17 protein-coding genes are annotated in these 19,735 nt (G+C 64.9%); 5 read left to right on the top strand and 12 right to left on the bottom strand.

All coding sequences use genetic code 11. The annotated features are described in order from the left end of the window. Nucleotides 1–4: 4 nt before the first annotated feature. Nucleotides 5–871, bottom strand: coding sequence for a caspase family protein (locus FNL56_RS03340; RefSeq protein WP_143571585.1), 867 nt, complete (start codon nt 869–871; stop codon nt 5–7). A gap of 349 nt (nt 872–1,220) precedes the next feature. Between FNL56_RS03340 and FNL56_RS03335 the strand changes: the two genes are divergently transcribed. From FNL56_RS03335 to FNL56_RS03325, 3 genes are all read left to right on the top strand, one after another. Then, the gene (locus FNL56_RS03335; RefSeq protein WP_143571584.1) at nt 1,221–1,946 is read left to right on the top strand and encodes a thermonuclease family protein; all 726 of its coding nucleotides are present in this window, start codon (nt 1,221–1,223) and stop codon (nt 1,944–1,946) included. Further along, nucleotides 1,925–2,752 (top strand): LssY C-terminal domain-containing protein, encoded by an 828-nt coding sequence (locus tag FNL56_RS03330; RefSeq protein ID WP_143571583.1) that lies wholly within the window; start codon nt 1,925–1,927, stop codon nt 2,750–2,752. The genes FNL56_RS03335 and FNL56_RS03330 overlap by 22 nt, the downstream gene beginning before the upstream one ends. Nucleotides 2,753–2,816: 64 nt before the next feature. Then, nucleotides 2,817–3,995, top strand: coding sequence for a pyridoxal-phosphate-dependent aminotransferase family protein (locus FNL56_RS03325; RefSeq protein ID WP_143581771.1), 1,179 nt, complete (start codon nt 2,817–2,819; stop codon nt 3,993–3,995). 55 nt (nt 3,996–4,050) lie between these two features. On the opposite strand, the gene FNL56_RS03320 is transcribed toward FNL56_RS03325, so the two are convergent. From FNL56_RS03320 to FNL56_RS03305, 4 genes are all read right to left on the bottom strand, one after another. Continuing rightward, nucleotides 4,051–5,289: an MFS transporter gene (locus FNL56_RS03320; protein WP_246661651.1), complete on the bottom strand. Its 1,239-nt coding sequence runs from the start codon at nt 5,287–5,289 to the stop codon at nt 4,051–4,053. A gap of 81 nt (nt 5,290–5,370) precedes the next feature. Continuing rightward, the gene (locus FNL56_RS03315) at nt 5,371–5,910 is read right to left on the bottom strand and encodes a PRC-barrel domain-containing protein (RefSeq protein WP_143571580.1); all 540 of its coding nucleotides are present in this window, start codon (nt 5,908–5,910) and stop codon (nt 5,371–5,373) included. 198 nt (nt 5,911–6,108) lie between these two features. Next, the gene (locus FNL56_RS03310; RefSeq protein WP_143571579.1) at nt 6,109–8,310 is read right to left on the bottom strand and encodes an amylo-alpha-1,6-glucosidase; all 2,202 of its coding nucleotides are present in this window, start codon (nt 8,308–8,310) and stop codon (nt 6,109–6,111) included. Nucleotides 8,311–8,382: 72 nt separating this feature from the next. Continuing rightward, entirely contained in the window at nt 8,383–10,149 is a 1,767-nt protein-coding gene (locus tag FNL56_RS03305; protein WP_143571578.1) for an ABC transporter ATP-binding protein, read from the bottom strand. A 295-nt stretch (nt 10,150–10,444) separates the two neighbouring features. Between FNL56_RS03305 and FNL56_RS03300 the strand changes: the two genes are divergently transcribed. Next, entirely contained in the window at nt 10,445–11,512 is a 1,068-nt protein-coding gene (locus tag FNL56_RS03300; RefSeq protein ID WP_143571577.1) for a glycosyltransferase family 4 protein, read from the top strand. A gap of 368 nt (nt 11,513–11,880) precedes the next feature. Continuing rightward, on the top strand, nt 11,881–13,461 hold the full coding sequence (locus FNL56_RS03295; protein WP_143581769.1) for a Na+/H+ antiporter: 1,581 nt from the start codon (nt 11,881–11,883) through the stop codon (nt 13,459–13,461). Here FNL56_RS03295 and ccoS read toward each other — a convergent pair whose 3' ends face one another. From ccoS to ccoO, 7 genes are all read right to left on the bottom strand, one after another. Continuing rightward, entirely contained in the window at nt 13,462–13,641 is a 180-nt protein-coding gene (ccoS, locus tag FNL56_RS03290) for a cbb3-type cytochrome oxidase assembly protein CcoS (RefSeq protein WP_143571575.1), read from the bottom strand. Then, nucleotides 13,641–15,833 carry a cation-translocating P-type ATPase gene (locus FNL56_RS03285; RefSeq protein WP_143571574.1) on the bottom strand — a complete coding sequence of 731 codons (2,193 nt, stop codon included), beginning with the start codon at nt 15,831–15,833 and terminating at the stop codon, nt 13,641–13,643. The genes ccoS and FNL56_RS03285 overlap by 1 nt, the downstream gene beginning before the upstream one ends. A 9-nt stretch (nt 15,834–15,842) precedes the next feature. Continuing rightward, the gene (locus FNL56_RS03280; RefSeq protein ID WP_143571573.1) at nt 15,843–16,340 is read right to left on the bottom strand and encodes a FixH family protein; all 498 of its coding nucleotides are present in this window, start codon (nt 16,338–16,340) and stop codon (nt 15,843–15,845) included. A gap of 19 nt (nt 16,341–16,359) precedes the next feature. Next, nucleotides 16,360–17,829, bottom strand: a complete 1,470-nt coding sequence (gene ccoG / locus FNL56_RS03275) for a cytochrome c oxidase accessory protein CcoG (RefSeq protein WP_143571572.1) — start codon at nt 17,827–17,829, stop codon at nt 16,360–16,362. 109 nt (nt 17,830–17,938) lie between these two features. Further along, complete coding sequence (ccoP, locus tag FNL56_RS03270; protein ID WP_143571571.1) at nt 17,939–18,814, bottom strand: cytochrome-c oxidase, cbb3-type subunit III; 876 nt, start codon at nt 18,812–18,814, stop codon at nt 17,939–17,941. A gap of 7 nt (nt 18,815–18,821) precedes the next feature. Beyond that, nucleotides 18,822–18,986, bottom strand: coding sequence for a cbb3-type cytochrome c oxidase subunit 3 (locus tag FNL56_RS03265; protein ID WP_143571570.1), 165 nt, complete (start codon nt 18,984–18,986; stop codon nt 18,822–18,824). A gap of 10 nt (nt 18,987–18,996) precedes the next feature. Continuing rightward, on the bottom strand, nt 18,997–19,731 hold the full coding sequence (ccoO, locus tag FNL56_RS03260) for a cytochrome-c oxidase, cbb3-type subunit II (RefSeq protein ID WP_143571569.1): 735 nt from the start codon (nt 19,729–19,731) through the stop codon (nt 18,997–18,999). Between the last annotated feature and the right edge of the window lie 4 nt (nt 19,732–19,735).

Here is a 19,735-nt window from a genome sequence, read left to right as displayed (position 1 = left end):
CTCCTTAGCTGCCAGCCTTAATTGCAGCAGCCGTGCCGAGCGGGAGTTCTTCGACCAGCGACGACGACACCGCGGGGACCTGCTCGCCGTTCGAGGCGCGGGTGACCGCAAGACGGGTTCTGGTGAACACGGCTTCGGCGCCGGTCTTCGCCGTGTCAGGCGTATCGAGATTCTTCAGGAGTTCGGTGACCAGGAGGCTGGTCGGGCCATCGGCATCGTCGGCGACCTTGCCGGGCGTCGCCGATGACAGGACCAGCGCATTCCCGTTCGCAGCGATCGGGGCCAGGCCGTGCGAATAGAAGCGGAAACGGCGCTCATAGGGGTTGCGGCGCGAGGCGTCGATCACGGCAAGGCGGACCTTTGCGCCGCGCTCCTGAATGGCAGCGAGCACGCCCTCGACGCTGGTTCCTTCGCGGCGGACATCGGCTTCCCGCCAGATCGCGGCGTCGATCGGCAGCAGGTAGCTCTGGCGGCCAGCCTGGATACCAAAGCCGCCGAAATACAGCATCACCACCGAGTCCGACGTGATCTTCGCCTTCAACCGATCGACCGCGCGGACCATATCGTCTTTGGTGGCGTCCTCGACGACATCGACCTCGAAGCCGTCGCGACGCAGCGCGCTGGTCAGCGCGCGGGCATCGTTGATCGGTTGGGCGAGCGGCGTGGCGGCGTCCGGATAATGGCCATTGCCGATCACCAGCGCGAGCCGGGCGTGCTTGCCGACCGCCGCCTGTTCGAGCGTGGCGTTGGCGGCCTCGGGCGAGCGAGCGTTCAGCGCGGCATGGGCGGCCAGCGCCAGCGACACCAGGCCGAAAAAGGCCGCGGCGAAGGTCATCGAGCGGCGCGACACATGCATCTGCAGAACGTTCATGACATCATTCCCGGTCATCGCTCGCGCCCGCATGGGGCGCGCCGCCGTCGATTAAGGTTTGAAGGGTGAGAGGCTTTTGGACAACCATTACGATTAATTTGCGGCACCGCAGCGAAAGGTTACGAGTTACCCCGGTCGCGACAAGTCGGTAACGGCCACAATTTAAGACGGTGTTACGGGCACAGTACAGGCCTGCTCCCGGTTCCACTTTCGGAACAAAAGCAGTCCGGCTGTCGCGGTCGCGCAAGTTTCCTCATCGCGGGAAGTTGAAAGCGGTGCGCTGGCGCCTTCAATTGAAACCGCTCACAGTCCCTATAGCCATTCCTTCTGCGACGACGGGGCCCGCTTCATGTTGCCAAACTTCCGTGTCGTCCTGCTGATGCTGTGCTGGCCGGCGCTGGTGCAGGCCGCCGATGTGACCGGCGTGCCGAAGATCCGCGACGGCGATCAGGTCGCGTTCGGCGCCACAAGGATCCGGCTCGCCGGCATCGACGCGCCATCCAACGACCAGCTTTGCCTCAGCCCGTCGGGCGAGCGATGGACCTGCGGCGCCGCGGCGCATGAGGCGCTGGCGACCTTCGCCGGCGACAAGTCCTGGACCTGTCGCGTACAGCGCACCGACCGCTTCGGCCGCTCGGTCGCCAATTGCGAAATCGATGGCGTGGACGTCTCGCAATGGATGGTGAAGAACGGCTGGGCGTTGTCCTACGTGAAATACTCACAGGCCTATAGCGCCGACGAACAGGCCGCGCGCGAGGCCCGGGCGGGGATCTGGGCCGGCGCCTTTATCGCGCCGTGGGACTGGCGGGTGCGCAACAAGAAGACCGCCATCCTCGGCGCCACCAAGCCGCCGGACAACGCGCTGGCGATCCTGCTCGCCTCGGCCTCCGGCGCCAAGGCGCCATCGCCGAATTGCACCATCAAAGGCAACGTCAACCGCGCCGGCGTCTGCATCTATCATACGCCGGCAAGCCGCTGGTACGCCAAGATCAGCATGAAGGTCAGCAAGGGCACGCGCTGGTTCTGCTCGAAGGAGGAGGCTGAAGCCGCCGGATGTCGCGAGACCCGGCGATAAAGCCGCCCCGCCGCGGGCGGGTGCATCGCGGCTTGCGGCTGACGTTGCTGCTGTTGGGTATCTACGGCGTCACCGCCTATCTCGTGCTGCCGACCTTCTGGACGCATCACGACCGGCAGGCCCGGCTGGCCGGCCTGCCGATGACGACCATGACGCCGCAGGGCATTGCCGGCGACCCGATCAATGTCGGGCTGATCGGCGACCGCGCCGAGGTGCTGTGTGCGATGCAGGCCGCCGGCTGGTATCCCGCCGACGCGGTGACGTGGCGGTCTTCGCTGGAGATCGCCGGCAGCGTGCTGCTCGACCGGCCGTATCGCGATGCGCCGGTCAGCCCGCTGGTCTATCTCGGCCGCCGCGAGGATCTGGCGTTCGAGAAGCCGGTCGGCCACAGCGCCGACCATCGCCACCATGCCCGGTTCTGGAAGGTGCTGGACAAGGGCGAGGAAGACCGCCCGGTCTGGCTCGGCGACGCCACCTTCGACCGCAGCGTCGGCATCAGCGACTACACCGGCGCCATCACCCATCACATCGCGCCCGACATCGACGCCGAGCGCGCCGTGATGTCCGATGACCTCCGGGCTGCCGGGATGGTCGAGGCGAAATACCAGGTCACCGGCATCGGCCCGACGGTGGCCGGCCGCAATGGCGGCGGCGACCTTTATTTTACCGACGGCGAAGTGTGGATTTTCCGCCTCGTCGTCGCCTGCCGGAAGCGCGACGATCCCGCGGTCACCATCCCCTCGCCGCCGGCGACCGAGATCAAGGACCAGATCTTTGCGGCGATCGCGGCGGCTCTGAAGAAGTGACAAGCTTTGATTCCGTCGGGCTCCCATGTCACAAGGCAACTAGCTGCCAGCAAGGGAATTCATAATGGTCGTTCGCGCAGGGCGTGAGTTTCTCGCCATCCCCGGCCCCACCACGATGCCCGACGAGGTGCTGCGCGCGATGCATCGCCCGGCACTCGACATCTATTCCGACACCATGGTGGAATTGACCGACAGCCTGCTGCGCGATCTGAGCCGCCTGTTCGGCACCACGGCGCAATCCTACATCTACATCGCCAACGGCCACGGCGCCTGGGAGGCGACGCTCAGCAATGTGCTGTCGCGCGGCGACAAGATCCTGGTGCTGGAGAGCGGCCGCTTCGCGATCGGCTGGGGCCAGGCTGCGCGCGCGATGGGCGTCGATGTCGAGGGCCTGAAGGGCGACTGGCGTCGCGCGATCCGCCCGGACGAAGTCGCGGCACGGCTGCGCGCCGACACTACGCACGAGATCAAGGCGGTGCTAGCGGTGCAGGTGGATACGGCGTCGGGCGCCTGGAACGACATCGAGGCGATCGGCCGCGCCATCAAGGCTGCCGGCCATCCGGCATTGTTCATGGTCGATGCGGTGGCGTCACTCGCCTGCATGCCGTTCGAGATGGACAAATGGGGCATCGACGTCGCGATGTCCGGCTCGCAGAAGGGCCTGATGGCGCCGCCCGGCCTTGGCTTCGTGGCGGCCTCCGACCGCGCCCGCAAGGTGCATGAGACCGCCGGGCTGCGCACGCCGTACTGGGACTGGACCGCGCGCGGCGGGCCGGAGCACTACAACAAATATTCCGGCACGGCGCCGATCCACCTGTTGTTCGCGCAGCGCCAGGCGATCGACATGCTGCTCGACGAGACGCTGCCGAACGTTTTCCGTCGGCACAGCCTGCTGGCCGAAGCGGTGCGCCGCGCGGTAACGGTATGGTCGCAGGACGGCGTGCTCGGCTTCAACATCGCAGCCCCCGCGGAACGCTCCAACACCGTGACGACGGTGACGATGACCGACCCCGCGCCGCTGCTGGCCTATTGCAAGAACAAATGCGGCGTGATCCTCGGCGTCGGCATCGGCGATCTCTCCGGCAAGGCGTTCCGCATCGCCCATATGGGCCACATCAGCGCGCCAATGATTTTGGGCACGCTCGGCGTGATCGAAATGGGGTTGCAGGCGCTCGGCATTCCACACGGCCGCGGTGGCACGACGGCCGCGATCAACTATCTCGGCGACAGTGTGAAGGCGTAACGTCGCTCCGTTCACTCGGCTGTCGTCCCCGCGAACGCGGGGATGACACGAGAAGTTATGCCGTTTCGCTTCTGCGCGTTTCCGGCATGATGCTCCAGATCATCGCCAGCCCCAGCGCGGCGACGCAGGCGAGTCCCAGAAATGCCGTCGGTGCGCCGAAGCGGTCTGCGACGAAGCCGGCAAGAATGGTCGATACCGAGGCACCGATACCGCTGGCGGTGCCGATGATGCCCAGCGCCAGCGAATATCGGCCGCTGCCGAAGGCGAGATCGGCGACGATCAGAGGAATCATCACGCTGAACACCGCGGCGGTGACGCCATCGAACAACTGCACCGCCACCAGCAAATAGGGATCGGTCACGGTCGCGAACAGCACGCCGCGAATGGTCAGCGCGGCAAAGCCGAGCAGCAGGAACGGCCGACGGCCCCATTGCTGCGCCTTGCGGCCGACCGTCGGCGAGGTCAGGGCGACGATCGCCTGAGGCACCACGATGCAGAACGCGATCAGCACCGGCGCCCAGTCGGCCGAGCGCGTGGTGACGACGCCGGCCATCAGCGGCAGCATCGCGGCGTTGGCGAGTTGCAGCAGCAGCACCGCACCGGCGAAGATCAACAGCGGTCGCTGCCGGATCAGGTCGCGAAACCGCACCGGACTGTAGTCCGCCGTCTTGAGGGCAGCGCCATGCGCCTGCGCCGCATCGATGTCTCGGGCGCGGATTCGCGACAGCGCATACAATGTCGGCAGCGCCAGCAGGAAAGTGACGACAAACACCGAACGGCTGGAGAGATAATAGCCGCAGGTGCCCATCACCGCGGCGGCGACGCCGTTGCCCAGGGATGCGAAGCGCGCGTTGCGGCCGAGCCGTTCGCCGATCCGCAAGGGACCTACGAGGCCGAGGCTGACGGCGGCGATCGCCGGGCCCAGCACGCAGCTCGCCATCGCATGCAGCGTGGCGGCGGTGACGACGATCGGAAATACCGGAAAGGCGGCGTAGCCGAGCGCACAGAAACAGATCGTGAGCACCGCGGCACCGGCCACCAGCCTGGTCGAGCGCGCGGCATCGACGATGGCGCCGCCTGGCATCTGGCCGAGCAGCCCGACGATGCCGCCGATCGACAATACGAAGCCGATCTCGACCTGGGTCCATTTCTGCGTCGTCAGATACACCGCGATGAACGGGCCGAAGCCGGTCTGCACGTCGGCGAGAAAGAGGATGAACCAGTCGAGCCCGCGCAGGCTCTGCCGCGACGGCTCCGGCTTGCCGGGCTCGCCGCCGTCGTGCTCCGGCGCGATGCCGGGCGCGCAGGCAACCTGCCGCACCTCGTCGCCATCGGCGCGTGGCCGATCTGGGGCATAGATGGTCGCGGGCGCCACCTATCTGTCCTGCGCAGCGGGCGGCGGCGGGAAACGCAGCGGATACAGCGCACCTGAAGCGCCGAGCGCCACGATCGGCGCATCGTCCTTGTATTCCGGCGCGGCGCGGACCTGTTCACGACTCAGGTCGAGCGTAATGCTTTCGCTCTTGTTGGCGACGTTCCAGAAATGCAGCGCCGCCCAGTCGACCACGATCTTCCGGCTCCCGACGCCGAGAAATCCGCCGAAATCGATCACCGCCGCGCGCACGACGCCCGCGCGGTCGACGATCACGTCGGCGATGCGGCCCATGTTCTCGTTGGCGGGGCTGCGTACGTCGCGGCCAAGAATGCCGCGCGCATCGAAGGCGTCGATCACCGTGACAGACGGCGGCTTGGTGACCGCCACCGGCGGCGTTGCAGCCGGCTTTGGTGCTTCGACGGCGGGAGCAGCCGGGGCCGGCGTCGCCGCGGGCGCCGGGTCGTCAGCGGCCCAGCTTGGGCTCACCGAGAGTAGCGCGCAGCTAACTGCCGCGATAAGTCTCACTTGAACTAAATTCATTCCGCCTCTTTCATTCTTGTTCGTCACCGAACTCTCCGCCTGTCGTCCCCGCGGAAGCGGGGACCCATAGCCACCGTCAAAGCGGATCAGCCACTATCATTCGCCTCGCGCGTCGATACGGCGACAGCGTGTATGGGTCCCTGCGTTCGCAGGGACGACACGAGAGAGCTTTTGTCCCACGACCATTTCGGTCACCGATCAATGCGTCAGTACGATCGAAACCTGGATCCTGCCGCGGGTGCGCAGCACTTCCAGCGAGACGTCGTCGTTATGCCGGCGCAGCCGCAGATCGACGGTGGAGTTGCCGAGCCGCAGGTCTCGCAAAATGACTTCGTTGAGAAACGCCGGCAGCCGCGGATTGCGGAAACGGATTTCGCCACGCGCGGCGTCGAACTCGATTCCCAGCGCTGCCTCGAGCAGCGTGAACGGCGTGGCGCTCGCCCAGGCCTGCGGCGCGCAGGCGACCGGATACAGCGTCGGCCCGCGACGCTTCTCGCGCTGGAAGCCGCAGAACAATTCCGGCAGCCGGCGCAGGTCCATATAGGTCGCGGTATCAAACAGGCCCTTGAACACCGCCTCCACCGAATGCTTGAGGCCGTAGCGCGCCAGGCCCAGCGTGATCAGCGCGTTGTCGTGCGGCCAGATCGAACCGTCATGATACGACATCGGATTGTAGCGCGCCTCGCCGCGCGCCACGGTGCGGATGCCCCAGCCCGTGAAGAAATGCGGGCGCATCAGGTCGGCGGCGACCAGCCGCGCGCGGTCCTCCCGCGCGATGCCGGTGAACAGCACCTGCCCGGCATTGGAGGTGCGGACCTCGCACGGCATCTTTGCGCCGTCGAGCGCGATCGCATAGGTGCCGAGTTCCTCGCACCAGAACGCCTCTTCGAAATTTTTCCGCAGCGTCTCGGCCTGGGTTTCCAGTTCGCTGGCGCGGTCCGGCAGGTTCATGCGCAGCGCGAGCCTGGCTGCCAGCTGCTTGGCAGCGAACACATATCCCTGCACCTCGACGAGCGCGACGCTGCCTTCGGCGAGCTTGCCGTCGGCGTGGAAGATGGCGTCGTAGGAATCCTTCCAGCCCTGGTTCTGCAGGCCCTCGTCGGTGGCGCGCTGGTATTCGACAAAGCCGTCGCCATCGGGATCGCCGGGACCGTCGATCCATGCCAGTCCGGCCTCGATCGCCGGCCATAGCTCGCGCAGCGTTTCGTCATCGCCGGTGCGCTCGACATAGAGGCCGGCCAGCAGCACGAACAGCGGCGTGGAATCGACGCTGCCGTAATATTGCGCGAACGGTACTTCGCGCAAAGCAGCCATCTCGCCGCCGCGCATTTCGTGCAGTATCTTGCCGGGCTCGGCATCCGACAAAGGATCTACGCGCTTCGCCTGGAAGGCCGCTAGCCGCTTCAGCACGCCGCGCGCAATCCGCGGATCGACCCACAGCATCTGCATTGCCGTGATCAGGCCGTCGCGACCGAACGTCGTCGAGTACCAGGGGATGCCGGCGTAGGGATACCGGCCCTGCGGCGTCTCCGTCATCAGCATGTTGAGGTCGGCCATCGCCTGGCACAGCACCTCGTTAAAGATGTTGTTCGAGGTCTCGATCGACAGCGCGCCCTTGGAAAAGTTGCGCATCTCGCGGCGATGCGCCAGCAGCGAACGGAAGAACGGCGCCGGCTTGACGCCGACCTGTGCGTTGCACGAGGCGGCGACGAACAGCGACGTAACCTGCTGCGGCTCGAGGTCGAAATGATAGGTCGCGGTGTTGGGGCCGAGCCGCGTCGGCTTCGGGTCGAAATGCACCGCGGTCGAGCGGCTGACATCGTCAAGCCCGGTATATTCCAGCGCGACCTCGGTCGGGCCGACCACCCGGCTGGTGGCTGTGCCGCGCCGCGTGCGCCTGGAGCCGCGAACCTCGAATAGGTCGGCAAAGTCATTGTCGAACGACAGCGTGAGGTCGAAGCTGGCGGCCGCTTCGCCGTGGTTCTGCAGCCCGATGCGCTGATAGGCGGTGCCGTGCCACAGAAAGAAGGTGCGCACGATGTGCAGCATGTCCTTCGCCAGCACCAGCTGGCCGTTGCGATAGATATCGGGATTGGTCAGGTCGACGGTGAGCGATGAATTGTCGTCACGCAGGTTGGAGCCGAGCAACAGCGGCTGCACGTCGTCGAGCGCCAGTTCGAGCCGCGCCAGATAGCGGGTGTCGGCGTTGAACAGCCCGTCGGGGCCGCCGGCGGAAGCGCCGATATCGCCGTGGCTGTCCAGCACGACGAAGGTGTCATCATGCTTCAGCGCGCGACGCGGCCGCGACGCCGGCCCAGTCATCGGAATGTAGAAAGGCGACTCAACGATCTGACCGGCAGTGTGGAGCGGGGCGATCTTGGCAGCGGCTTCGATGGGCATGAGGGACCTCGACCGGTTGTTGGTGCGCGGAGGATTCTCCGCAGGGCGACTCAGCGCAGAATGCTAAAACGGTCAGGCCGCGTGTTGCGCGAGCCGGTTCATTTCCTGAGTCACGAGTTCGCGATACGGCCCGCTGCCTTGCATCAGGCTGCCCGGTTTGCCGTCCTCGATGATCTTGCCGCCCTGCAGCATGACGACGCGGTCAAAATTGCGCAGCGTAGCCAGACGATGTGCGATCGCAATCACGGTGCGGCCGCGCATCAGGCGCTGCAGCGCCTCGCGGATCGCTTCCTCGGATTCGCTGTCGAGCGCGGCGGTCGCCTCGTCCAGTAACAGGATCGGCGCGTCCTTGAGGAACGCGCGGGCGATCGCGATGCGTTGCCGCTGGCCCCCCGACAGTTTGACGCCGCGGTCGCCGACCTGGGTGTGCAGCCCCTCGGGCAGCGTCTCGACGAAGTCGCATCGCGCGGCAATCGCGGCGCGCATCACTTCCTCGTCGGTGGCGCCGGGGCGGCCGTAGCGAATGTTTTCCATGATCGAGCGATGGAACAGCGAGATATCCTGGGGAACCACGGAGATCGCCTGGCGCAGGCTGTGCTGAGTTACCCGCGAAATGTCCTGTCCGTCGATGGTGATGCTGCCGCTCTGTACGTCGTAGAAGCGCTGCAACAGCACGAACAGGCTCGACTTGCCGCCACCGGACTGACCGACCAGACCGACGCGCTGGCCGGCGTGCAGGCGCAGGGTGAACTTGTCGAACACCGGCAGGCCGCCTGGATAGGTAAAAAAGATGTCGTTGAAGGCGATCGCCGCGCCGGATTTGACCAGGTTCTCAGCTTCCGGATGGTCGCTCAGTTCATGCGGCACCAATAAGGTGGCGAGCGCTTCGGAGAGACGTGCGACATGTTGGGTGACGTCGACCAGAGCGACCGCGAGATCGCGTGTCGCGTGCAGGATCGAGAGACCCAGCGTGCAGATGAGAACGACGTCGCCGGTCGAGGCGCCGCCACGCTGCCACAACAGGATCGCCCAGCCGAGCAGGCCGATGGTCAACACCACGGTAATCGCTGCGTGGGTCAGGCGCAGCTTTTCCAGATAGCGCAGGCTGCGGCCGCGGGCGTTCAGTTCCTTGTCGACGGTGGCGTCGAAGCGGGCGTGCTCGAAACCCAGCCCGCAGAAGGCGCGGACCAGCGGCATGTTGTTGATGACATCGACCATCTCGCCGTCGACCGCAGCGGCCTTGTCGGCGAAGTCGTCATGCAACGCCTTGCCGCCCGCGGCCATCTTGAACATCATCACCACGACGCCGCCAGCGACCACCGCAAGGCCCAGCGCCATCGGCAGGCTGACCGTGCCGATCAGCGCAATCGCCGCAATTGTGGCGACGCATGGCGGCATCACATTCCACACGAACATGTTTTCAACGGTGAACACCGCGTTCGATGTGGCGGTAATGCGGCTGGTCAGCATGCCCGGCAGTTTTTCGGTGAAATAGCTCGGCGCATGCCCGGTGAGGTGGCGAAAAATATCGCGGCGAAGATCGCCGGTCACGCCGACAAAGGTGAAGCTCGCCGTCCAACTCGCCACCCGCCACAAGAACATATCCGCGGAAATCAGCGTCACCAGTAAAATAAAGGCAAGCCAGACGCCGTTGCCGGACGAATTCGGCCCCGCCGACAGCCCGTCGACCAGAAATTTGATTCCGTATTGAGTTCCCACCGAACAGGCGACGGCTGCAAGCACCGAAAGCAGGATGATGAGATGCGATGCAGAGCGTCGCTGGATGTAGCGCATCACAAAAGCAAACGGCCGCTGCGCGTAGCCGGAAAGACTATCCATCGTGCTGTTCGAACCTGTTGGAGGAGAACCGGAATCTAGCGGCGACGCGGGTACGCTCGCCGGTGTCAACAACGCCATTCGCAAAATTCCATGCTCTCGCCATCACTGCGCAACAATTTGGCAGCATCGTCAGTGTCGGGAAGTTGAACGGACGAAATGGCATCAGCAAGACCACAGTGTGGACGAAGTGCGCATGTCAGTCAGGAACTTCGCATATGCGAGAACGTTCCCGATCAGGCAATGCCGGTGCCGGAGACGAGCTCTCATCATCAACCCGATCACAGGAGAAGTTTAGATGCGCATCGCGCAGGTTGCTCCGCTTACCGAAGCCGTTCCCCCGAAACTCTATGGCGGCACCGAACGGGTCGTGCACTGGTTGACTGAAGAGCTGGTAGCTCTCGGAAATGACGTAACCCTCTTTGCCAGCGGCGATTCAGTGACATCCGCAAAACTCGACGCCGGCTGGCCGAAAGCGCTGCGGCTCGACGGATCGGTTCGCGATCCCAACGCGCTGCACATGGAGATGCTGGAGCGTGTGCGCCAGAAGTGTGACGACGAGGAATTCGATTTCCTCCACTTTCATCTCGACTACTATCCGTTCTCACTGTTCGCGCGCCAGCCGACGCCGTTTCTCACCACGCTGCACGGCCGGCTTGATCTGCCGGAACACCAACCGGTGTTCACCACCTTCAACAAGGCGCCGGTGGTGTCGATCTCGAATGCGCAGCGCCGTCCGGTGCCGCAGGCGAACTTCGTGCGCACGATCTATCACGGCATTCCGGAAAACCTGCTGACGCCGCAGGACATTGTGCCGAGCTATCTGGCGGTGCTTGGCCGCATCGCGCCCGAGAAGGGCGTCGACCGCGCCATCAAGATCGCGATCCGCGCCGGCATTCCCTTGAAGATCGCCGCCAAGATCGACCGCGCCGACCAGGAGTACTATGAGGCCGTGGTGCGTCCGCTGATGGATCATCCGCTGATCGAATACATCGGCGAGATCGGCGACCACGAGAAGCCGCAGTTCCTGTCAGGTGCGATCGGCCTGCTGCTGCCGATCGACTGGCCGGAGCCGTTCGGCTTGGTGATGATCGAATCGATGGCCTGCGGCACGCCGGTGATCGCATATAACCGCGGCTCGGTGCCGGAGATCATCGACCAGGGGCTGACCGGTTTCATCGTCGAGGACGAGACCAGCGCAGTGGCGGCGGTTGGGCGTCTGCAGGGCGTGGACCGCACGGCGATACGCAAGCAGTTCGAAACGCGCTTCACCGCGCGACGAATGGCGCTGGACTACATGGCCTGCTACCGCGACCTGACGGATACCGGCGTGCCGAAGATCAGGCTGGTGCAGAGCGCGGAATAACGCGGGCGATTGATAGCAGCACACAAGGGGCGGCCGGAGGGTCGCCCTTTTTGTTGTGTTGTATTCCCAGCATCGTCCTTCAAGTCACAAACACCGTCAGCAGTGTCCCCTCCCCTTGCGGGGGAGGGTCAGGTAGAGGGGAGCCGCAATCGACGTCGCTTGTGGCGCCCCCCGCTCCCGTCCGCGCTTTCGCGCGGCCACCCTCCCCCACGAGGAGGGAGGGGACGATGGAGCCGAGGTGTCGGCAATTCAGGCAAGCTGCGTACAACGAAAGCCGCCGGGCCGAACCTGTACAGCCAGCCGAACATTTGCGAAAAATGACGATCGCGGGCGCATTTCGTCCCGCCGCATCTTCTCAAAAGGCTCGCATGTCCCGTGTTGCCCGCTTCGAACTGATCCTGCTCTTGATGGCCGTGATCGTCGCGCTCGATATTGTCGCGCGTCGGCTGAAGCTGCCGCCGGCGGCGGCGCTGATCCTCGGCGGCGTCTGTTTCGCACTGATTCCCGGCGCGCCGGATGTCGAGATCGATCCCGACCTGGTGCTGGTGCTGTTCCTGCCGCCGCTGTTGATGTCGAGCGCGTGGTTTACCTCATGGCGGGATTTTCGCGCCGATATCCGCATCATCCTGCAGCTTGCGGTCGGCGCGGTGTTCTTCACCACGCTGGTGGTCGGCGCCGTCACGCATTGGGTGATGCCGTCGCTGCCATGGGCGGTGTGTTTCGCGCTCGGTGCCATCGTCTCGCCGCCGGATGCGGTGGCCGCCAAGGCGGTGCTGTCCTCGGTGCCGCTGCCGCGACGGGTGGTCGTGCTGCTGGAGGGTGAGAGCCTGGTCAACGACGCTTCCGGCCTTGTGCTATTCCGCTTCGCCGTGGCCGCCGCATTGACCGGCAGCTTCTCGATCGGTGAGGCGTCGCTGTCCTTTGCCTGGCTCGGCATCGGCGGCATTGCCATGGGCGTCGCTTTCGCCGTCGTGTCGATCTTCGTCATGAAGCGCATCCGCGACAGCGACCTGATCATCGTCTGGACCTTCCTCAATGCCTGGATGTCGTACATCGCGGCCGAAAAGCTCGGCGTGTCCGGCGTGCTCTCGACCGTCGCCTGCGGCATCATTCTGGGCTGGAAGCAGCATGAAGTGATCAACGCCGCGACGCGGACCCGCGCTTTGGCGGTGTGGGGCGTCGTGGTGTTCGCGCTAGAGTCGCTGGTGTTCATTCTGATCGGGCTGTCGCTGCGCGGCATCCTGTCCCGGCTGGGCAATACAGACGCGCTGCTTGGTCTGTTGCCCGCCACGGCGGCGATTGTCGGCACGGTGATCCTGGCGCGTTTCGTCTGGATCTATCTGGGGACCTATCTGCCGCGGCTGCTGCTGCCGTCGCTCCGCGCGCGCGACCCCTATCCGCCGCTGGCGGTGCCATTCATCATGGGGTGGGCCGGCATGCGCGGCGTGGTCAGCCTGGCCATCGCGCTGTCGCTGCCGGAAGGATTCCCCGGTCGGGATTTTATTCTCGCCGTCACCTTCGCGGTGATCCTGGTCACCGTGCTGCTGCAAGGCACCACGCTGGCGCCACTGGCGAGGCTGCTGGTGAAGGAGGACTTCACGCTGGCGCATGGGCCGCAACTGACCGAAGCGCAGGCTCGCGCGCGCGTCGCTGCGGCGCAACTCGCTGCCCTCGAAAAAGAGTCGCTGAAGCCGGACGGCACCCATCGCCACCCACGGCTGATCGAGCAGTACAATTATCGGGTCAACGCCGCGAAGCGCTTTTCAGAAGAGAGCGAAACGCTGGCGCCGCATCGCACCGACCATTACAACGCGGTGCTGGCGGCCAACGCCGCCGGCCGCACCGAACTGCTGCGGATGCACCGCAGCGGCGAAATCCACGATTCAGTGCTGCACGAGATCGAGCGGGGGCTCGACCTCGAAGAGGTCAATGTGCGGCGGTTTGTGTAGTTACGGCCGATCCGCCGGATGCGCAGGGGTCGGGGTGGCCGGCTCATCATCCGCCAGAGCGCGCCACGCGGCGCCGTCGAGATCGTCATATTGCCCTGATTTCAACGACCACAAGAAGCCGCCGAGCCCAACTAGGCCAAGCGCGAGCGCCAGCGGCACGAGGATGACCAGTACTTCCATCAGACGCTCTCCTTTGCCACGCGGCGTGCGCGCACCGCATTGAGCATCACCAGGATCGACGACCCCGACATCGCGATTGCGGCGATCAGCGGCGTCACCAGTCCGGCGATCGCGATCGGCACCGCCAGCGCGTTGTAGATCACCGCCAGCCACAAATTCTGCCGCATGATGCCAAGCGCCTTGCGCGAATAGTCGATCGCGGCCACTACCGGCGCCAGCGGCTTGCCGAGAAAGACGAGATCGGCGGTGGCCTGGCTGAGATGCGCGGCCGAGATCGGCGACATCGAGACATGCGCCGCGGCCAGCGCCGGCGCGTCGTTGAGGCCGTCGCCGACCATCATCACCTTGACGCCCTGCGCCTTCAATTCGCTGATGCGCGCGATCTTTTCGGCCGGCGTGACGCCGGCGCGCCATTCCACGATTCCGAGGCTTTCTGCCGCGGCTTCCACTGCAGGTTCGCGGTCGCCCGACAGGATTTCCACTTTGATGCCGCGGCGGTGCAGCGCCGCCACCGTCGCCTGCGCATCGGGGCGAAGCTGCTGGCGGACCGCAAAGACGTAGCGGGTGTCGCCATGGCGGAACGCTACCGCGGACATTTCCGGATCGTTGCTGAGAATGGCATTGGCCATGTCGTCGGCGTCGCAGAACGACGGCCGGCCGAGCCGGACCTCGACGCCATCGACGACGCCGTGAACGCCCTGGCCCGGCTGTTCGACGATGCCCGTGAGCGGCAATCTGGCGCCGGACGCGCGCGCGACCGCGGCCGCCACCGGATGATGGCTGGCCAGCGCCAGCCGGCCGGCGAGCTCCAGCATCTCCGGCGGGATCTGCGCGCCGTTGGTGAGGTCGAGATCCGGCATCGTCAGCGTGCCGGTCTTGTCGAACACGACGTGATCGACCGCCGCGGTGCGCTCGATGGCGTCGCCGGAATTGAGCAGCACGCCGGCCCGGAACATGGCGCCGGCCGCTACGGTCTGCACGGTCGGGATGGCGAGGCCGAGGGCACAGGGGCAGGTGATGATCAGCACCGCGACGGCCGTGACGATCGAATCATGCCAGCTCGCCCCCGCCAGCACCCAGCCGAACATCGTCAGCAACGCCGCCGCATGCACCACCGGCGCATAGAGGCGCGAGGCGCGGTCCGCCAGCATCACGTAGCGCGAGCGCGCCTGCAGCGCGTGGTCGAGCAACCGGGTGATCTCGGCCAGCAGCGTGCCTTCGGTCGCCGCCGAGACCCGGATCCGCAGCGTACCGGAAATGTTCATGGTGCCCGCATAGACCGCAGTGCCGCGCTCGGCCGGGGCATACAAGGTCTCGCCGGTGATCAGGCTCTGGTCGATCTCGGAATGACCCTCGATCACCGTGCCATCGACCGCGCAACGCTCGCCGGGGCGCAGCAGCACGATATCGCCGACACTGAGTGCGGCCACCGGCACGTCGCTGATCTCCTGGTCGGAGATGAATTTGGTCGCGGTCTCGGCCTTCAGCGCCGCCAGATTGCCGGCCACCGCGCGGGTACGGCGGCGCATGTTCTGGTCGAGGTAGCGGCCGAACAAGAGGAAGGTCAGCAGCATGATCGCCGCATCGAAATAAGCGTGCTCGGCGTGGTGGATGGTCTCTACCACCGACATCGTCAGCGCGGTGATGACACCGATCGAGATCGGCACGTCCATATTGGTGGTGCGGGCGCGCAGCGCGCGCCAGGCCGAGATGAAAAAGGGTTGTCCGGCATACGCCGCCGCCGGCAACGCGACGATGGCCGACAGCCAGTGGAAGAAGTCGCGCTGCTCCGGCATCATGTCGCCGGCACTGCCCGACCACACCGGTACCGACAGCATCATGACATTCATGGTGGCGAAGGCGGCGACGCCGAGGCAGCGCATCAGGAATTTCGACTGCTCGGTCTCGACCGCTTCGGCGCGTACCGTCTCGAACGGATAGGCCTTATAGCCCAACTCGGCGAGGCGATCGATGAAGCGGCCGGGATCCAGCGCTCCGCGCTTCCACTCCAGCGCGATGCGCTTGTCGGTGAGGTTGACGCGCGCCAGCGTCACATGGGGGATCGCCGACAGGCCGCGCTCGATCTTCGCCATGCAGCCGGCGCAACTGACGCCCTCGACCGCAAGGTCGATATGCGACAGGCCGGGCTCAAGGTCCCGGATGTAATGCGAGAAGTCGCGCGTGGCTTGCATGGGCCGTCCCTAGTTCAGCACGATGCGGTTCTTGGACAAAAACAGGCGCTTGCCGGCGACGTCGCCTTCCAGCACCAGATCCCACAATCCGGGCGCCAGCGCCGCCACTTCGCCGCGATACGCCGCAGTGCCGGAGGTGGCGAGTTCGACGGCGCGGTCGGCACGCCGATCCGCCGGGCGCTCCAGCCGGCTCGAGAAATTCAGTCCCTGGATCGGCGCGCCATGGCGGTCGCGGGCCTCGACGCGGACCTCGGCTCGGCCATCGGCGCCGCGCGCAACATGGGCATTGACCTTCCAAGCCCGCGAGGCCTGCTCGTGCGCTGCAACGATCTCTTTTTCGTAAGCGAGGCTGGCACTGTAGGCGCTATCGACCTCGGTACCCGGCAGCGTATCGATCGCGAATTTCGCCAGGGTGAGGTTGACGCCGATGATCACGCCGAAAAACGCGATCAGGCAGATCAGGACGGTGCGGCCGGTCAACGGTCGGACAGTAGTGGTCGTGCTCATGCGGTGGTCCTCGGAACGCTCATGGAGAAACAAAATTATCGGTGCCGGTTGCGACTTCGCCGAGCCCGAGATCCGTCACCCGCATTTTCAACGGGATCGATTTCTCGGGATTGCTTGCCGCAGGCGCCGTGACCAGCACGCGCAATTCGGTCGTGCTGTCGCGTTTCACCACGATCATCGGCCGATCAGGCGTGACCGAATCCGCGCCTACGACGTGAACCACGGCGTTGGTGGGCCCCTCGATGTCGAGGGCTACGACGCGATCGAAGCCACGCTTGTTGAGCAGCCGCACCGTATAGGCATTGCGGATCGAGCCGTCGCTGAGCCGCACCGCGATCGGGTTGCGGTCGTGCAGCACGTTGACGTCGAGCAGCGAGCGATTCAGCAGCGCATAAAGCATGATGCCGCCGACCACGGCGATGATCGCGGCGTAGACCAGCGTGCGCGGCCGGACGATCTTGTAGATCTCCGCCTTGCCCTCCGCGCGGCGCTGGATGTTGATGTCATTGTCGTATCCGATCAGGCGGGTCGGTCGGCCAACCTTGGTCATCACGGTATCGCAGGCGTCGATGCACAGCCCGCACTGGATGCAGTCGAGCTGCGAACCGTCGCGGATATCGATCCCGGTCGGGCACACCGCTACGCATTGATAGCAATCGATGCAATCGCCGGCGGGCTGTCCGGCGGCGCGCAACTCGGCGGCCTTCTTCAGCGAGGTCCGTTCTTCGCCACGATCGCGCTTGTAGGTGACGTTGAGCGCCCATTCGTCAGTGAGCGCCGCCTGGATGCGCGGCCACGGGCACATGTAGACGCAGACCTGCTCGCGCGCGAATCCGGCCAGCAGATAGGTCGTGCCGGTCAGGATGGCGATCCAGATATAGGCGATCATCGGCGCCTGGAAGGTAACGAGCTGCGTCACCAGCGTCGGCGCGTCGTTGAAATACAATACCCAGGCGCCGCCGGTCCACCACGCGATCATCAGCCAGATCGAGTGCTTCAGCAGGATTTCCGCGAAGCGCTGCAGCTTCAGGCCGCCCTTGTCGGTATCGGCATCCTTCTTCATGCGCTCGCGGCGGTCGCCTTCGACCAGGCGCTCGACGGCATAGAACACATCAGTCCACACCGTCTGCGGGCACAGATAGCCGCACCAGATCCTGCCGCCGATGGCGTTCATCAGAAACAGCGTCAGCGCCGCAAGAATCAGCAGGCCGGTAAAATAGTAGACTTCCTGCGGCCACAGCTCGATGAAGAAGAAATAGAAACGGCTGTTCGGGAGATCGACCAGCACCGCCTGGTTGGGCGCACCGATACCGCGATCCCAGCGCACGAAGGGCAACAGGTAATAGACGCCGAGGCAAAATGCCATCAGCCCCCATTTGATGCGACGGAAGGTGCCCGAGACATGCTGCGGGTAGACCTTCTTGTGAGGCGCATAGAGCGGGCCGAGATCGTCCGATGCCATTTCGGAAGTGGTCAGTGGCTTGTTCATGGGGTCATCTCTCGTCTTGGAATGACCCTAACCTCAAATGCCGCGGCTGATTTGATCCACCTCAATCGCCTTCGCTGTCTGCCCCCATCCGCCCCCCCCCGCCGACGGCCTATTGGCCGCCGCCCAGCGTATGCACGTAGACCGTCAACGCCTTGATGGTGGCGGGATCCAGCCGGCCGATCCAGGCCGGCATTACGCCGTTACGCCCATTGGTCACGGTCTCGATGATGGTCGCTTCATCGGAGCCGTAGAGCCAGATATTGTCGGTCAGATTTGGGGCGCCCATCTCCGGGTTACCCTTGCCGGCGTCGCCGTGGCAGGCCGCGCAATTGTCAGCGAACAGTTTGGTTCCCGCTGCGGCATCGTAACCCTTGGCGGTCGGCAGGCCCGCCAGTGAGCGCACGAAATTGGCCACCGTGACGATTTCCGGCTTCTTCAACGTACCGTCGCGGCCGAAGGCGAGCATCTGGCCTTCGTGGGCTTCGGCATGGCCCGAACGGATGCCATATTGCAGCGTCTTCTGAATCTGGTCGAGCGAACCGCCCCACAGCCAGTCGTCGTCGTTCAGGTTCGGATAGCCCTTGGCGCCGGCGGCGCCGCTGCCGTGGCAGGGCGCGCAATTATCGCCGAATACCGCCTTGCCGCGGGCCCGTGCCAGTGCCAGCAGAGCGGGATCCTTCTCGATCTCGGCCAAAGGTGCCGCGCCCAGCGTGACCATCTTGTCGCCGCGGATCTTTTCCAGATTGGCAAGCTCGACGGCCACATCGGCACGCGACGAATATTGGATGACGCCCGTCGTATGGCCCGTCAGCAGCGGCCAGGCCGGATAGACGATCCAGTAGCCGAACGCCCATATGATGCACGCATAGAAGGTCAATACCCACCAGCGCGGCAACGGCGTGTTCAGTTCCTTGATGCCGTCCCAGGAATGACCGGTCGTGGTCTTGCCAGTGGCGGCGTCGAAGTTTTCGTCATGATGAGCCATGATACGGTCAATCCTCTCGCAGCGGCATGCGGGCCGCCGCATCAAACGTCGCCTTGTTGCGCGGCCAGAGGGCGTACACGACGATGGCAATAAAGATTCCGACGAACAGCGGCGTCCAGAGCGAGACGACGAGATCCGAAGCGAAGTTTTGAACGGTCAATATCGCGCGCATGGGCCTCTCCTCAGCGGAGGTTTGCTTTTTCGTTGTAGAGCTTGAAGTCGACCAGCGTGCCCAGCATCTGCAGGTACGCGATCAGCGCATCCATCTCCGTGGGCGCGCCGGCCTTGCCGTCGAAGTTGCGCGCCACGGCCTTGGGATAGCGCTTGGCAAAGGCATCGGCTTCGGCACTGTCGGGATCGGTCTGCGTCTTTAGATCGGCGACGGCGTTCAGAATCTGATCTTCCGAATAGGGTACGCCGATCGCGCGGTTGGTGCGCAGGTGGTCCGCGATCTGATTGAGGTTGACCTCGGTTTCAGCGAGGAACCTGTAGCCCGGCATGACCGATTGCGGAACGATGGCGCGCGGATTGCTCAGATGCGTGACGTGCCATTCATCCGAATATTTGGCGCCGACCCGCGCCAGGTCCGGCCCGGTGCGCTTGGAGCCCCACTGAAACGGATGGTCGAACATGCTTTCTGCGGCGAGCGAATAGTGCCCGTAGCGCTCGACCTCGTCGCGCAGCGGCCGAATCATCTGCGAATGGCAAAGGTAGCAGCCCTCGCGGACATAGACGTTGCGCCCGGTCAGTTCCAGCGGCGTGTAGGGACGCACGCCGTCCACGACCTCGATCGTGCTCTTGAGATAGAACAGCGGCGTGATCTCGACGAGACCGCCGACGGCGATGACCAAAAGAATACCCACGATCAGGACGATCGAGTTCTTCTCGAAGATTTGGTGTCGGGTCCAGAATGACATCGAT

Origin of the sequence: Tardiphaga sp. vice304, from assembly GCF_007018905.1 — a bacterium.
GTDB lineage: Bacteria > Pseudomonadota > Alphaproteobacteria > Rhizobiales > Xanthobacteraceae > Tardiphaga.
The sequence above is the reverse complement of the archived record's forward strand: the minus strand, read 5'-3'. Positions and strand labels throughout refer to the sequence as shown.

Coding starts and splice junctions, on each gene's coding strand:
- FNL56_RS03340 (WP_143571585.1), bottom strand. CDS start 871: ATGAACGTTCTGCAGATGCATGTGTCGCGCCGCTCGATGACCTTCGCC.
- FNL56_RS03335 (WP_143571584.1), top strand. CDS start 1,221: ATGTTGCCAAACTTCCGTGTCGTCCTGCTGATGCTGTGCTGGCCGGCG.
- FNL56_RS03330 (WP_143571583.1), top strand. CDS start 1,925: ATGTCGCGAGACCCGGCGATAAAGCCGCCCCGCCGCGGGCGGGTGCAT.
- FNL56_RS03325 (WP_143581771.1), top strand. CDS start 2,817: ATGGTCGTTCGCGCAGGGCGTGAGTTTCTCGCCATCCCCGGCCCCACC.
- FNL56_RS03315 (WP_143571580.1), bottom strand. CDS start 5,910: ATGAATTTAGTTCAAGTGAGACTTATCGCGGCAGTTAGCTGCGCGCTA.
- FNL56_RS03310 (WP_143571579.1), bottom strand. CDS start 8,310: ATGCCCATCGAAGCCGCTGCCAAGATCGCCCCGCTCCACACTGCCGGT.
- FNL56_RS03305 (WP_143571578.1), bottom strand. CDS start 10,149: ATGGATAGTCTTTCCGGCTACGCGCAGCGGCCGTTTGCTTTTGTGATG.
- FNL56_RS03300 (WP_143571577.1), top strand. CDS start 10,445: ATGCGCATCGCGCAGGTTGCTCCGCTTACCGAAGCCGTTCCCCCGAAA.
- FNL56_RS03295 (WP_143581769.1), top strand. CDS start 11,881: ATGTCCCGTGTTGCCCGCTTCGAACTGATCCTGCTCTTGATGGCCGTG.
- ccoS (WP_143571575.1), bottom strand. CDS start 13,641: ATGGAAGTACTGGTCATCCTCGTGCCGCTGGCGCTCGCGCTTGGCCTA.
- FNL56_RS03285 (WP_143571574.1), bottom strand. CDS start 15,833: ATGCAAGCCACGCGCGACTTCTCGCATTACATCCGGGACCTTGAGCCC.
- FNL56_RS03280 (WP_143571573.1), bottom strand. CDS start 16,340: ATGAGCACGACCACTACTGTCCGACCGTTGACCGGCCGCACCGTCCTG.
- ccoG (WP_143571572.1), bottom strand. CDS start 17,829: ATGAACAAGCCACTGACCACTTCCGAAATGGCATCGGACGATCTCGGC.
- ccoP (WP_143571571.1), bottom strand. CDS start 18,814: ATGGCTCATCATGACGAAAACTTCGACGCCGCCACTGGCAAGACCACG.
- FNL56_RS03265 (WP_143571570.1), bottom strand. CDS start 18,986: ATGCGCGCGATATTGACCGTTCAAAACTTCGCTTCGGATCTCGTCGTC.
- ccoO (WP_143571569.1), bottom strand. CDS start 19,731: ATGTCATTCTGGACCCGACACCAAATCTTCGAGAAGAACTCGATCGTC.